This window comes from Mycobacterium sp. TH-M103 (assembly GCF_057473785.1).
This window is the reverse complement of sequence record NZ_JBYCLG010000062.1, coordinates 1-13,703: the sequence shown is the minus strand read 5'-3', so window position 1 is coordinate 13,703 and position 13,703 is coordinate 1. Positions and strand designations below refer to the sequence as shown.

Genomic DNA, 13,703 nt, shown 5'->3' with positions numbered 1-13,703 from the left:
TGCGGGGCTGGCTCACGGCGCCGGTGATCGTGTTGTCGGCGCGCACCGACTCCTCGGACAAGGTCGCGGCGCTCGACGCCGGCGCCGACGACTACGTCACCAAACCCTTTGGGATGGACGAGTTCCTGGCCCGGTTGCGCGCCGCGGTCCGCCGCGCCGCCGCGTCCGATACCGAGGAACCGGTCATCGAGACCGACGCGTTCACCGTCGACCTGGCCGCCAAGAAGGTCACCAAGAAGGGCGCCGAGGTGCATCTCACCCCCACCGAGTGGGGAATGCTCGAAATGCTGGTCCGCAACCGGGGCAAGCTGGTCGGCCGCGAGGAGTTGTTGAAGGAGGTGTGGGGCCCCGCTTATGCCACCGAAACCCATTACCTGCGTGTCTATCTGGCCCAGCTGCGCCGCAAGCTCGAAGACGACCCGTCGCACCCGAGACACCTGCTGACCGAATCGGGCATGGGCTATCGCTTCGAGATGTGAAGTCACATCAGCCACAGCAGTCCCTGGAAGTAAACGGCACTCTTTGCGCCCACCTCACAGCGACAACTTCGCCGCCGCCCGGAGGCCGAGCACTCGTTTATGCATTCGGTGTTCGGTGGAGCGCGGGATGTACCCCGGCCCGTACAGACCACGCCGGAGCCGGCGCACCCTGTCCCGTTCGGCCTCCCAGCGCAACGCATCCGAAACCGCCTTCGATGCCCGGCCGTGGACGCGAAAACCTTGTCTCGCCAGCGCATCGATCATCTCGGCGACGGTCGATCTCCCGTTGTGCGCCAGATGCATCGTGAGCACGTAACGCAACTCTATTCCACGCAGTTCCATTGCCGCACATTCCCACACCGGTACGACATCGCGGCAAGTGTCGCTATGAGGTGGGCACAAAGAGTGCCGTTTCCTTCCAGGGACTGGTGTGACGGGTGTGACTTCAGCCGGCGATCGACAGCACGATCCCGTCCAGGATGTCGTGCTCGCTGACCACCAACTCGCCGATGCCGGCCCGCGCGCGCAGTTCACGGGCCAACTCCTCCACCACGATCGCGCCGCCGCCGATCACGTCGGCCCGGCCCTCGTGCATGGGCCCCAGCGCGGCGCGCTGCGCCCGCGTCATACCGATCAGCCGCTCGCACACAGCCAGCAGGTTGCTGCCGGGCACGCGCGAAAGATGAATGTCCGCAGAGTCATACGACGCCATGTCGTGCGCCAGCGCGGACAGGGTGGTCATCGTCCCGGCGACCCCCACCCAGGTCCGCGCCTCTTCGACGGGCACCTCGCGCAGCGCGACCTCGAGACGCTCGCGCACCACGGAGCGCGCCGCCGCCACCTCCTGCGACGTCGGCGGATCGGAGTGCAGGCAACGTTCGGTCAACCGCACACAGCCGATGTCGGCCGAATGGCTCGCCGCCACACCGTCCCCGCCGAGCACGATCTCGGTCGAACCACCACCCAAATCGACAACCACGAAAGGCGCTGCAGCACTGTCTAATTCACCGACCGCGCCGCGGAACGACAACTCGGCCTCCGCGGCGCCGGTGATCACCTCCGCAACCGCGCCAGGGATGACGGCGCCCAGGACGTCGGCCGTCATCGCAAAGAACGCGTCGCGGTTGACGGCGTCGCGCGTGGCCGAGGTCGCCACCATCCGGACCCGTTCGGCGCCGTGCGCCCGCAGCAGGGCGGCGTAATCGGTCAGCGCGGCCCGGGTCCGCGCGATCGCGTCCGGCGCAAATTCACCCGTCGCGTCGACTCCCTGCCCGAGCCGAACGATCCGGGTCTCACGATGCACGTCGCGCAGCCCGCCGTCGCCGACATCGGCGATCAGCAGCCGAATCGAGTTGGTGCCGCAGTCGATTCCGGCGAGCCGGCTCACCATTTCCCCGCCTCCAGGACATCGGCCATCGCCGGCTCGGCGGCCAGCAACCGCAGCACCTCGTCGCCGAGTGGATTGCATCCGGGCCCCTTGGCCAGCGAGTGCGCCATCAGCACGTGCAGACACTTGACCCGGTCCGGCATGCCCCCGGCGGAAAACGTGGTCCCCAGCGGCTCGATCGCGTCCCGCTCGGCCAGGTACGCCTCGTGGGCCCGCCGGTACGCGGCCGCCAATTCCGGATCGCGCCCCAACCGCTCGGTCATCTCGCGCATCAGCCCCGACGTCTCCAGCCTGCTCGCGGCCGCGGTCAGCAGCGGGTGCGTGAGGTAGTACAACGTCGGGAACGGTGTTCCGTCGACGAGCCGCGGCACGGTCTTCACCACCCCGGGTTCACCGTTGGGGCAGCGGTAGGCGATCTCGAGAACGCCGCGCGGCTCACGACCGAGCTGGCGCGCCACCGCCTCCAGGTCGGCGCGGTCAACCACCGGGCGCGGCGGGGCTCGGTGCGGCCGGCGCCACCGGACCGGGCGATCCGGGTTCGGCCGGCGACGGTGGGGCTTCCGGCAGAGGGGCTTTGGCCGGCGGCAGGTGCGGGTCGTCGGCGATGGTGTGCCACAGCGCGGTGTACCACGGCTGGTTGCGGGCCGGTTTCGCGACCCCGGAACCAGGCTGCGGGGCGGCCGACTCGCCGGGCGGAAGCTGCACCTGGAACGGGGTGTCCCCGGGCATCACGAAGCCCAGACGCTCGCGGGCCTGCGCCGCGATGTACGCCGGATCGGCGAGCTTGCCCTTCTGCTGCTCGAGTTCGGCGATCTGACGGCGCAGCGCCGCCTGGCTGGCGGCCAACTGATCCATCTCGGTGCGTTGCGCGAAGTAGGTGCGCACCGGCCCGGCGACGGTCAGCGTCAGCACGCAGATCACCGCGGCCAGCACCGCGGCGCGCCGCGCGGTGAACCCCAGCCGCTGGTCGGCCCGCTGCTCGACGGACTCGGCGATCTGGCGCTTGATCGGTTCGACGACGTGCTCGGCCAGGGTCCGCGCCGAGTCGCGGCCGGCGTGGGCAGCGCTCTGCGACGGCCGGGAAACCTTGGCGGCGCGACGGCGCCGAACCGCGCCGCCGGGCTTGCCCGGACGCGGTGCCGGGGACCGGCGCTTGGGATCTGGCCGCTTGGCTTCGGGCATACCGCCTATTTCGTCTCCAGAGCGAACCGCGGAAACGCCAGGTCACCGGCGTAGCGGGCGGCGTCGCCGAGCGCCTCCTCGATCCGCAGCAACTGGTTGTACTTGGCGACGCGTTCGCTGCGGGCGGGCGCACCCGTCTTGATCTGCCCGCTGCCGACCGCCACCGCCAGGTCGGCGATCGTGGTGTCCTCGGTCTCGCCGCTGCGGTGGCTGATCATCGTGCGGTACCCGCTGTGGTGCGCGAGCGCGACGGCGTCGAGCGTCTCGGTGAGCGTGCCGATCTGATTGACCTTGACCAGCAACGCGTTCGCCACGCCCTTCTCGATGCCCTCCTCAAGCCGCTCGGGGTTGGTGACGAAGATGTCGTCGCCGACGATCTGCACCCGGTCCCCGATCGCCGCCGTCAGGGCGGCCCAACCATCCCAGTCCCCTTCGAACAGGGGGTCTTCCAGCGACACCAGCGGGTAGGAGTCGAGCAGGCCCGCGTAGAACTGCGTCATCTGCTCGGCGGTGCGGACGTTGCCCTCGAAGTTGTAGCCGGTGCCGTCGCCGTGGAACTCGTTGGCCGCCGCGTCCAGCGCCAGCGCCACGTCGGAACCCAGTTTCAGGCCCACCGCCTCGACCGCCGTGCTGATCAGGTCCAGCGCCGCGGTCGTACCGGCCACGTCCGGGGCGAAGCCGCCCTCGTCGCCCAGGCCGGTGGACAGGCCCTGCTTCTTCAACACCGACTTCAGCGCGTGATACACCTCGGCGCCCCAGCGCAGCGCCTCGCCGAAGCTGGGCGCGCCGATCGGCGCCACCATGAACTCCTGGATGTCGACACCGGTGTCGGCGTGCGCGCCGCCGTTGAGGATGTTCATCATCGGCACGGGCAGGATGTGGGCGTTGGGGCCGCCGAGGTAGCGGAACAGCGGCAGCTCTGCGGAATCCGCGGCCGCCTTGGCCACGGCCAGCGAAACGCCCAGGATCGCGTTGGCGCCCAGCCGCGACTTGTCGGGGGTGCCGTCGAGGTCCACCAGCGCCTGGTCCACCAACCGCTGGTCGTCGGCGCCAAGACCGATCACGGCCGGACCGATCTCGTCGAGCACGGCCTCCACCGCCTTGCGCACGCCCTTGCCGCCATACCGCTCGCCGCCGTCGCGCAGCTCGACGGCCTCGTGTTCGCCGGTCGACGCGCCCGACGGCACCGCCGCGCGCGCAAACGTCCCGTCACTGAGCGCTATCTCGACCTCGACCGTGGGGTTACCGCGGGAGTCGAGGATCTCGCGGGCCCCGACCTGCTCGATAATTGGCACTGGGTTCTCCTTGCATGGTAGCCGGTGCTGCACATCGCTTCGCGTTCAGCGATACATCCTGCTACAGCGGGTGGCCCGCCGCGTAGGCGGTCGCCCAGTCCCGGACCGCCCGCGCGTACACGCCGGAGTTGTTGTAGGCGCGCAGGGCGGTGACCCACCCGCGCGGGGTCGCGAGATCCTTGCCGCGCCAGCACAAGTAACCCGCCGCGGCCAGCGCCGCATCGTCGATGTTGTCGGGGCTGACGACCCCGTCGTTGTGCGCGTCGACGCCGTACAACCGCCACGTCTCCGGGATGAACTGCATCGGACCCATCGCCCGCGCCACGCCGTCGGTGTCGGTGACGTCTTCCTGGGCATCCACGATGCGCAGATTGCCGCCGGTGCCGTCGAGGCGCACACCCCGAATGGGCGGGCTCACATCCCCGTTAGCGGACAGCGTCGCACCCCGGTAGGTGCCGTGGTGGCTCTCGACCTGGCCGATCCCCGCCAGCGTGGTCCACGAGATGTGGCACTTCGGGTTCTCGACCTCGGCGACGCGGGCGGCATAGGCGTAGGCCTCCAGTGCGATGACGGGGATCTCCAATGTCCCCGAGCGTTGCTCGGCCCAGTCGCGCAACTGGTCGGCGGGCCGGCCGCCGCCGTGGGTGTCGACGGGCGGCACCGGAGCCCCCGCCGGGGGTGGCACGCCCTCGGGGATGAACAGGCTGAGCTGCCACGTGCAACTCGACGCCAGCAGCATCGCGGTCGCACCGATCACGGCGGCCGCACGCATCCAACGCCTCGGCGACACCACGCTCCCCTGCAACTCCCCTTGATCAACTTCCTCTTGTTCATCGTCCCACGCGTTTGCGGCGCACTCGGCGATTTCGAGGCAGCGACACCTCTCCAAGAAACCGATTCCGGCGAATTGTCGATTAGCTGCCGGCAATATCGGCTAGCAATGCAGCGCCTTCGAAAACCATTGGAATTATCGCCTCACGTGCCACGATAGCCGGCGATAAAGCGGGAAATGGCGAACGTTGCCGAGGTCGCTGAGCGAAATATGCGGCCGGCGCGAAAAACCGACGTCCACCACGACCGTCCGGCTACCCCTCGACGGCTTCGGCGACCGCCGAGACGGTCGACGGCCAGTGAGCGCGCCACTCCTCCTCGGTCACCGCGCCCAGCGGCGTCACGTCGAGCTCTTCCGGAACGGCGTCCCCGCGCCGGGTGGCGGCGATCGCCCGCTCGACGACGCGGACGGTGTCCACGAAACCCAGAACCGCTGTGCGCAGCGCGCTTTCCGCGTCGATGTCGGCCGACACGACGACCGAGGTGACCTCGACGGGAATTAGGTCGGCGGGCAGCCCCGCCTGCTGCGCGCGCTGCATCACTTTCTGCGCCAGCGCCAACGCCGGCTGACCGGTGTGGACGTCGTCCATGACCGAACTGCGGGGCTTCTCGGCGGCCTTGCGCTCCTCCCACTGGGCCAACTGGTCCTCGAGTGAGATCGCTTCGCCGGCTAGCACTCCCGGCACCCGGTTGCCGAGCTTTCGCGTCAGCGCCAGGGCGACGTCGTCGATGGTGAACGCGTGCTGCGGCGCCTCCTCGGCGATGCGGGCGTGGAAGAGGACCTGCAGCAACACATCGCCGAGCTCGTCGCGCAGTTGGTCGGCGTCACCGCTGCGGACCGCGTCCAACAGCTCGTAGGTCTCCTCCAGCAAGTAGCGGCGCAACGAGTCGTGGGTCTGCTCGCCCTCCCAGGGCCCGGCGGTGCGCAGCTTGTCCATCATCGCCACGGCATCGACGAGGCGTTCGCCGCGGGGGGTCTCCGGGGCCGAGATCAGCCGGGCCCCGGCGGCCAGCCGGGCGGTGACGGCCGGGTGGTCGGGGTCGGACGACAGCAACACCGGCGCGTCGTCTCCCATGCCGACCGGATGCGCCGAGGGCAGCGACCACGGGACCGCGACCGGCATCTCTTCGGTGTACTGCACCTCGCCGAGGAGGTACTCCACGGCTTCGACGGGCACCAGCGACGGGCGGCGCGGGTCGAACAACACGACGATCACGGACTCGTTATACCAATCTTCACCTGCGATTTCCCCTGCAGGGCGGTCACCAGGTCGGCGACCATCTGCAGCAGCTCGACGTCGCGGATGCGCGGCGCGCCGACCGAACTTCGAGAGCCGCCGGCCCGGGGGATCGGGACCTGCACGGTGGCAGTCGTGGCGCGGTAGCTCGCCGCCGGGTACATGCGCTTCAAACGCACCTGGGCGGAGTCTTGCAGCGTGACCGGCGACAACCGCACCACCGAAGCCGAAGGCGCCGACACCTCGGTGATCCCGGCGGCGCGGCACAGCAATCGGACCCGCGCCACCGCCACCAGCCGCAGGGCGGGTTCGGGCAGCGCCCCGTAGCGGTCGACGAGCTCGTCGACGACCGCGGCGATCACCGCGTCGTCCGTGGCCGCCGCCAGCCGCCGGTAGGCCTCCAGCCGGAGCCGGTCGCTGCCGATGTAGTCCGGCGGCAGGTGCGCATCCACCGGCAGGTCGATCCGCACGTCCTTGGGCTCCTCGGCGGTGGTGACCGTCTGGCCGTCCACCGCGGCGCGATAGGCCTCGACGGCCTCGCCGACCAGCCGCACGTAGAGGTCGAACCCGACCCCGGCGACGTGCCCGGACTGCTCGACGCCCAGCACGTTGCCGGCGCCGCGGATCTCGAGGTCTTTCATGGCGACCGCCATGCCCGCACCGAGCTCGTTGTTCTGCGCGATCGTCGCCAACCGGTCGTAGGCGGTCTCGGTCAGCGGCGTGTGCGGCGGATAGAGGAAGTAGGCGTAGCCCCGCTCCCGGCTGCGCCCCACCCGGCCACGCAGCTGGTGCAGCTGGGACAGGCCGAAGGTGTCGGCGCGCTCGACGATCAGCGTGTTCGCGTTGGAGATGTCCAGCCCGGTCTCCACGATCGTGGTGCACACCAGAATGTCGTATTCGCGGTTCCAGAAGCCCTGCACCGTGCGTTCCAGGCGCTCCTCGGGCATCTGCCCGTGCGCGACGACGATCCGCGCCTCGGGAACCTGCTCGCGCAGCCGGGCCGCGACCCGGTCGATCGAGCTGACCCGGTTGTGCACGTAGAACACCTGCCCGTCGCGCATCAGCTCGCGTCGCAACGCGGCGGCGACCTGCTTGTCGTCGTGCGGGCCGACGTAGGTCAGCACCGGATAGCGCTCCTCGGGCGGCGTCAGGATCGTCGACATCTCCCGGATCCCGGCCAGGCTCATCTCCAGGGTGCGCGGGATCGGGGTGGCGCTCATGGTCAGCACGTCGACGTGGGTGCGCAGAGACTTGATGTGTTCCTTGTGCTCGACGCCGAACCGCTGCTCCTCGTCGACGATCACCAGCCCGAGGTCCTTCCAGCGCACCCCGGTCTGCAGCAGCCGGTGGGTGCCGATCACGACGTCCACGGAACCGTCGGCCAGGCCCTCGATCACGGCCCGGGACTCGGCGGCGTCGGTGAACCGCGACAACCCCTTCACGGTCACCGGGAAGCCGGCCATCCGGTCGGTGAACGTCTGCAGGTGCTGGTCGGCCAGCAGCGTCGTGGGCACCAGCACGGCGACCTGCTTGCCGTCCTGCACCGCCTTGAACGCCGCGCGCACAGCGATCTCGGTCTTGCCGTAGCCGACATCACCGCAGATCACCCGGTCCATCGGGATCGGCTTCTCCATGTCGGCCTTGACCTCGGCGATGGCGGTGAGCTGGTCGACGGTCTCGGTGAAACCGAACGCGTCCTCCATCTCGGCCTGCCACGGGGTGTCCGGGGCGAACGCGTGGCCGGGGCTGGCCTGCCGCTTGGCGTACAGGGACACCAGCTCGCCGGCGATCTCGCGCACCGCGCGGCGCGCCTTGGTCTTGGTGTTGGCCCAGTCGCTGCCGCCGAGCTTGCTCAGCGCCGGCGCCTGCCCGCCGACGTAGCGCGACAGCTGGTCCAGCGAATCCATCGGGACATAGAGCTTGTCGGAGCCTCCCCCGCGCTTGCTCGAGGCGTACTCGAGCACCAGGTACTCCCGGCGGGCCCCGCCGACGGTGCGCTCGGTCATCTCCACGAACCGCCCGATGCCGTGCTGGTCGTGCACCACCAGGTCACCGGCCGTCAGCGCCAGCGGGTCGACGGTGTTGCGCCGCTTGGCCGCCAGCCGCCTGCCCTCGACGGCGGTGGCCCGGCTGCCGGTCAGATCCGTCTCGGTGATCACGACGAGGTTGGCGCCGTCGACGATGACGCCCTCGTGCAGCGGCCCCTTGAGCACCCCGACGACACCGGGTTTGGGGGCCTCGCCCGAGTCCAGCATCGCCGCGGGCGCTTCGTGCTCGGCCAGCCGCTCCACCACGCGGTGGGCCGTCCCGGTCCCGGGCGCGACCACCACCGCGTGGCCGCCGGCCGTGACGTGGGCACGCAGCATCCCGAAGATCTCGTCGACGTCGTGCTGATGCCCGCGGGCCGACGGCGAGGGCCGGATGTCCAGCTCGATCGCCGACTCGTCCGACAGCTGGCTCAGCGTCCACCAGGGATGACCGCGCCGCGCCGCCGCGTCGCGCACGTCGTCCAGTTCGGCGAAGCCGGATCCGCCGAACTGCTCGACGTCGACGGGCGCATCACTACCCAGCGCGGCCACCGACCACGACGCCTCGAGGAACTCCCGGCCGGTCTTGATCAGGTCGGCGGCCCGGCTGCGCACCTTCTCGGGGTCGCACAGCAGCACCGGCGTGCCCTGGGCCAGCTGGTCGGTCAGCAGCGCATGGGCGCCATCCTCGCCGGGCCGAAGCACCGACAGCAGCGCCTCCATGCCGTCGACCGGGATCCCCTCGGCCAGCTTGGCCAGCATGTCGCCGACGCCGCCGCCGGCGACGTCGGGCTCGGTGGCCGGGTGCCGCGCCGCCAGCGCGGCGGCGCGCTGCCGGACCTCCTCGGTCAGGAGCAGTTCGCGGCAGGGGACCGCGATGACGGTGTCGACCTCCAGCTCCGGGATCGACCGCTGGTCGGCGACCGAGAACATCCGCATCTCGCTGACCTCGTCGCCCCAGAACTCGACGCGCACCGGGTGCTCGGCAGTCGGGGGGAAGACGTCGAGAATCCCGCCGCGCACGGCGAATTCGCCCCGGCGTCCCACCATGTCGACCCGGCTGTAGGCCAGCTCGACGAGCCGGGCGACAACGTCTTCGAACGCGATCTCCTGGCCGACGGCCATGGTGACGGGTTCGATCAGGCCGAGCCGCGGCGTCATCGGCTGCAGCAGCGAGCGCACCGCGGTCACCACCACCTGCAACGGCGGGCCCAACCGCGCGTCGTCGGAATGGGCCAGCCGCCGCAGCACGGTCAACCGCGCGCCGACGGTGTCGACGCCCGGCGAGAGCCGCTCGTGCGGCAGGGTCTCCCAGGACGGGAAGACCGCCACCGCGTCGCCCAGCACGCCGCGCAGTTCGGCCGCGAGGTCGTCGGCTTCCCGACCGGTCGCGGTGACCACCAGCAGCGGGCCGCGCCGCGCCAGCGCGGCGGCCACGAACACCCGTGCTCCGGCCGGGCCGGCCAGCCTCAGTTCGGCGGGGGCAGCGGCCGCGCTGTCGATCAACCGCTGGAAAGTCGGCGCGGTGAGCGCCAATTCGACAAGCCCGGCGATCGGGGTTTCTGGGCGAGCAGGCCCCGGTGCGGTCATGATGAATCCATTCTAAGGGCGGCGCGGGAAGCCGCCGGAGGCCGTCAAGATCGGGCCCCGCACCGTCAAAGGGTCGTAAGGAAAGCCGCGCGCACTGAATCAGCGCGCGCAGGCTGGAGCCATGACATTGCTGGACATCCTGCCCGCCATCGCTCACGTGGGGTCCCCGCTGTCGTCCGGTGCCAGACTCCACGTCCCGGCCCGCGTGACCGACGAGGCCGATTTCCGGGATCGCGCCCGCCGTTGCCGCAGAGCGTTCAAGGGTGCGCGCGTCGTCCACTGCGGCCGTTCGCCGCTGACGATCGGCGTCGCGCGCTGGGCGCGCGCAGCCGGCCTCGGCATCGGCGTCCGATCGAGCGGCGAACTGGCGGTTGCCCTCGCCGCGGGGACGGAACCGGCACGCATCGTCGTGCATGTGGGGTCGCCCGATGACCTGCGCGCCGCGGTGGGCGCCGGTGTCGGCCGCATCGTGCTGGACTCGCCCCACGAGATCCCCCACGTCGCCGGCCCGGCGCGGCGCGGGGCGGCGCGTCTCACCTTCGACCTGGTGGGCCTGCACTGCCGGCCGAATTCCGGGGGTTCTGGGGCCGGCGCCCCGGCCTGCTACGGCGAGGCGCTGCGCCGCACGGTCGCCGCCATGGCCGACGCCCGATCCCGGCACGGCGTCATGCTGACCGAAGTGCATGTGGGCGGTGACCAGGCCGGCCCGTACGTCGCGGGTGTTGCGGAACCCGGTGTGGACGAGTTGGCCGCCGTCATCGAGGACGCGCTCGACGAGGCCTGCGCCGCGGAGCGTTTTCCCCGGCCCGTCGTCGCGGTCGATGTGACACTGACCGGGTGACGGCCCGGCCGGCAATCCCTACTCGTCCTGCAGCCTGGGGTCGGCTTCCAGGTGGGTCAGGCCGTTCCACATCAGGTTCACCAGATGCGCGGCGACCACTTCCTTCTTGGGCTCGCGGGTGTCGAGCCACCACTGGGCCGTCATCGACACCGAGCCCACCAGCGCCTGGGCGTACAGCGGGGCCAGCCCGGGATCCAGGCCGCGGCGCGCGAAGTCGCCGGCCAAGATGGAGCTGACCTGGCTGACGGCGTCGTTGAGCAGGCTGGAGTAGGTGCCCGAACTGATCGATGCGGGTGAGTCGCGGATCATGATGCGGAAGCCATCGGTGCGTTCCTCGACGTAGGTGAGCAACGCCAGCGCCACCCGCTCCACGCGCACCCGGGACCGGTTGTTGGTCAGCGAGGAGGTGATGCCGTCCAGCAGCGCCGACATCTCGCGGTCGACCACGACGGCGTACAGGCCCTCCTTGCCGCCGAAATGCTCGTACACCACCGGCTTGGACACGTTGGCCCGCTGGGCGATCTCCTCGATCGAGGTGCCGTCGTAGCCGCGTTCGGCGAACAACGAGCGTGCGATCCCGATGAGCTGATGGCGGCGCTCGCTGCCGGTCATCCGCGCGCGCGGCGACCGCACCTCTTTGTCCGGTTTGTCCGGCTCGGTGCCCAGCACAGCCACGCCGATCAGCGTATCGGTTTGCCGGTCCCGCGTACGGCGGCGTTTGGCTCGGTTCCACAACCGGTGCCCGCATTGTCTAGAGTTTGGGGGGCGCGGTCTCGTGTGGTCGCCGCGGTGTGCGGTCCGTCGTGGTGTAATCGGCAGCACCTCTGATTTTGGTTCAGATAGTTCAGGTTCGAGTCCTGGCGACGGAGCCCCGAAAAGCCCCCGCCCTTTGCCGCGAGCGTGCACGAAATGCCACGCTTGACGGCGTGTCGCGGCACAGACACGCACGCTCGCGAGCGGGAGGCACCCGCGGCTCGCGCGCCGAGGGTTCTAGGAGAGTTCATGTCGTTTCGTGGTGACATCGCGGTCCTGGTTCTGGCGGCCGGAGCCGGCACCCGCATGCGGTCGGACACCCCCAAGGTGCTGCACACGATCGCCGGGCGCAGCATGCTGGCGCATTCGCTGCACGCGATCGCCAAGGTGGCGCCCCGGCACCTGGTCGTGGTGCTGGGCCACGACCACCAGCGCATCGAACCGCAGGTCGCCGAGCTGGCCGAGAGCTTCGGGCGCCCGATCGACGTGGCGCTGCAGGACCGGCCGCTGGGCACCGGGCATGCCACCCTGTGCGGGCTGGCCGCCCTGCCCGACGAGTACGCCGGCATCGTCGTGGTCACCTCCGGGGACACGCCGCTGCTGGACGCCGACACCCTGGCGGACCTGGTCGCCGCGCACGGCGCGGCCGGGCTCGAATACCAGCCCGCGGTCACGGTGCTGACCACCACGATCGGCGATCCCAGCGGCTACGGGCGGATCCTGCGCACCCAGGACGACGAGGTGACGGCGATCGTCGAGCACGCCGACGCGACACCGTCCCAACGGGAGATCCACGAGGTCAACGCGGGCGTCTACGCCTTCGACATCGGGGCGTTGCGCTGGGCTCTGAGCCGGCTGAGCTCCGACAACGCCCAGCAGGAGCTCTACCTCACCGACGTCGTCGCCATCCTGCGCCGCGACGGCCGGGCCGTGCACGCCCGGCACGTCGACGATGCCGCGCTGGTGGCCGGGGTGAACAACCGTGTCCAGCTCGCCGAACTGGGCGCCGAGTTCAACCGCCGCATCGTCGCCGCCCACCAGATGGCCGGTGTGACGGTCGTCGATCCCGCCAGCACCTGGATCGACGTGGACGTCACGATCGGCCGCGACACCGTCATCCAGCCCGGGACCCAGCTGCTGGGCCGCACCCGGGTCGGCGGGCGCTGCGTCCTCGGCCCGGACACCACGCTGACCGACGTGAGCGTCGGTGACGGCGCGTCGGTGGTGCGCACCCACGGCTCGGAGTCCTCGATCGGCGACGGCGCGATGGTGGGGCCCTACACGTATCTGCGGCCCGGCACCGTGCTGGGAGCCGACGGCAAGCTGGGCGCTTTCGTCGAAGTCAAGAACTCCACGATCGGCGCCGGCACCAAGGTTCCGCACCTGACCTACGTCGGCGACGCCGAGATCGGCGAGCACAGCAACATCGGCGCGTCCAGCGTGTTCGTCAATTACGACGGCGAATCCAAACGGCGCACCACCATCGGCTCGCACGTGCGCACCGGGTCGGACACCATGTTCGTGGCCCCGGTGACGGTCGGCGACGGCGCCTACACCGGCGCCGGCACCGTGGTGCGCGAAGACGTCCCGCCGGGGGCGCTGGCGGTCTCGGCGGGGCCGCAGCGCAACATCGAAGGCTGGGTGCGGCGCAAGCGGCCCGGCAGCGCGGCCGCGCGGGCCGCGGACGAGGCCGCCGCCCGCACCGGTCAGACATCCGAGCCCGAATAGACACGGTGAGTTCGTTTCCTGGCAACCCGTCCACATCTCGGTCCCCCTCGCTACGTACGATGGGGCTTCTTCCAATTCGATCCCGAACGGCGGGGGCAGCACCGTGAGCCACGACTGGACCGATAACCGCAAGAACCTGATGCTCTTCTCCGGCCGTGCGCATCCCGAGCTGGCCGAGCAGGTGGCCAAAGAGCTCGACGTCCACGTCACCGCGCAGGTCGCGCGGGAGTTCGCCAACGGCGAGATCTTCGTGCGGTTCAACGAGTCGGTGCGCGGCTGCGACGCGTTCGTCCTGCAGTCGTGCCCGATGCCGGTGAACACCTGGCTGATGGAACAGCTGATCATGATCGAC

11 protein-coding genes, 1 tRNA gene and 2 pseudogenes are annotated in these 13,703 nt (G+C 70.4%); 5 read left to right on the top strand and 9 right to left on the bottom strand.

Annotated elements, in window-relative coordinates; translation table 11 throughout:
* Positions 1–479: winged helix-turn-helix domain-containing protein (locus AC2VOR_RS03510; RefSeq protein ID WP_486963204.1), on the top strand; the 479-nt coding region annotated here is incomplete at its 5' end.
* Between the two features lie 54 nt (positions 480–533).
* Here AC2VOR_RS03510 and AC2VOR_RS03505 read toward each other — a convergent pair.
* The 8 genes from AC2VOR_RS03505 to mfd form a co-directional block, all read right to left on the bottom strand.
* Positions 534–821 (bottom strand): hypothetical protein, encoded by a 288-nt coding sequence (locus AC2VOR_RS03505; protein WP_369737280.1) that lies wholly within the window; start codon positions 819–821, stop codon positions 534–536.
* Between the two features lie 103 nt (positions 822–924).
* Positions 925–1,869: a Ppx/GppA phosphatase family protein gene (locus tag AC2VOR_RS03500; protein ID WP_369737279.1), complete on the bottom strand. Its 945-nt coding sequence runs from the start codon at positions 1,867–1,869 to the stop codon at positions 925–927.
* Complete coding sequence (locus tag AC2VOR_RS03495) at positions 1,863–2,351, bottom strand: DUF501 domain-containing protein (RefSeq protein WP_369737278.1); 489 nt, start codon at positions 2,349–2,351, stop codon at positions 1,863–1,865. Before AC2VOR_RS03495 ends, AC2VOR_RS03500 begins: the two co-directional genes overlap by 7 nt.
* A complete protein-coding gene (locus AC2VOR_RS03490) occupies positions 2,344–3,048 on the bottom strand; it encodes an FtsB family cell division protein (protein ID WP_369737277.1) in 705 nt (234 codons plus the stop codon). The genes AC2VOR_RS03495 and AC2VOR_RS03490 overlap by 8 nt, the downstream gene beginning before the upstream one ends.
* A gap of 5 nt (positions 3,049–3,053) precedes the next feature.
* Positions 3,054–4,343 (bottom strand): phosphopyruvate hydratase, encoded by a 1,290-nt coding sequence (gene eno / locus AC2VOR_RS03485; protein ID WP_369737276.1) that lies wholly within the window; start codon positions 4,341–4,343, stop codon positions 3,054–3,056.
* A 61-nt stretch (positions 4,344–4,404) separates the two neighbouring features.
* Positions 4,405–5,133, bottom strand: a complete 729-nt coding sequence (locus AC2VOR_RS03480; protein ID WP_407685087.1) for a lytic transglycosylase domain-containing protein — start codon at positions 5,131–5,133, stop codon at positions 4,405–4,407.
* Between the two features lie 295 nt (positions 5,134–5,428).
* Positions 5,429–6,391, bottom strand: a complete 963-nt coding sequence (locus AC2VOR_RS03475) for a nucleoside triphosphate pyrophosphohydrolase (protein WP_369737274.1) — start codon at positions 6,389–6,391, stop codon at positions 5,429–5,431.
* Positions 6,388–10,029, bottom strand: coding sequence for a transcription-repair coupling factor (mfd, locus tag AC2VOR_RS03470; RefSeq protein WP_486963203.1), 3,642 nt, complete (start codon positions 10,027–10,029; stop codon positions 6,388–6,390). The genes AC2VOR_RS03475 and mfd overlap by 4 nt, the downstream gene beginning before the upstream one ends.
* Positions 10,030–10,150: 121 nt before the next feature.
* Between mfd and AC2VOR_RS03465 the strand changes: the two are divergent.
* Positions 10,151–10,852 (top strand): annotated as a pseudogene (locus tag AC2VOR_RS03465) (diaminopimelate decarboxylase); the annotation flags it as partial.
* A 36-nt stretch (positions 10,853–10,888) separates the two neighbouring features.
* On the opposite strand, the gene AC2VOR_RS03460 reads toward AC2VOR_RS03465, so the two are convergent.
* A complete protein-coding gene (locus AC2VOR_RS03460; RefSeq protein WP_369741464.1) occupies positions 10,889–11,482 on the bottom strand; it encodes a TetR/AcrR family transcriptional regulator in 594 nt (197 codons plus the stop codon).
* Positions 11,483–11,667: 185 nt separating this feature from the next.
* Between AC2VOR_RS03460 and AC2VOR_RS03455 the strand changes: the two genes are divergently transcribed.
* The 3 genes and pseudogenes from AC2VOR_RS03455 to prsA all read left to right on the top strand — a co-directional run.
* Positions 11,668–11,739 (top strand) — tRNA-Gln (locus tag AC2VOR_RS03455).
* Positions 11,740–11,872: 133 nt separating this feature from the next.
* Positions 11,873–13,351 (top strand): bifunctional UDP-N-acetylglucosamine diphosphorylase/glucosamine-1-phosphate N-acetyltransferase GlmU, encoded by a 1,479-nt coding sequence (gene glmU / locus AC2VOR_RS03450; protein WP_369737272.1) that lies wholly within the window; start codon positions 11,873–11,875, stop codon positions 13,349–13,351.
* A gap of 103 nt (positions 13,352–13,454) precedes the next feature.
* A pseudogene (gene prsA / locus AC2VOR_RS03445) lies at positions 13,455–13,703 on the top strand (ribose-phosphate pyrophosphokinase); the annotation flags it as partial.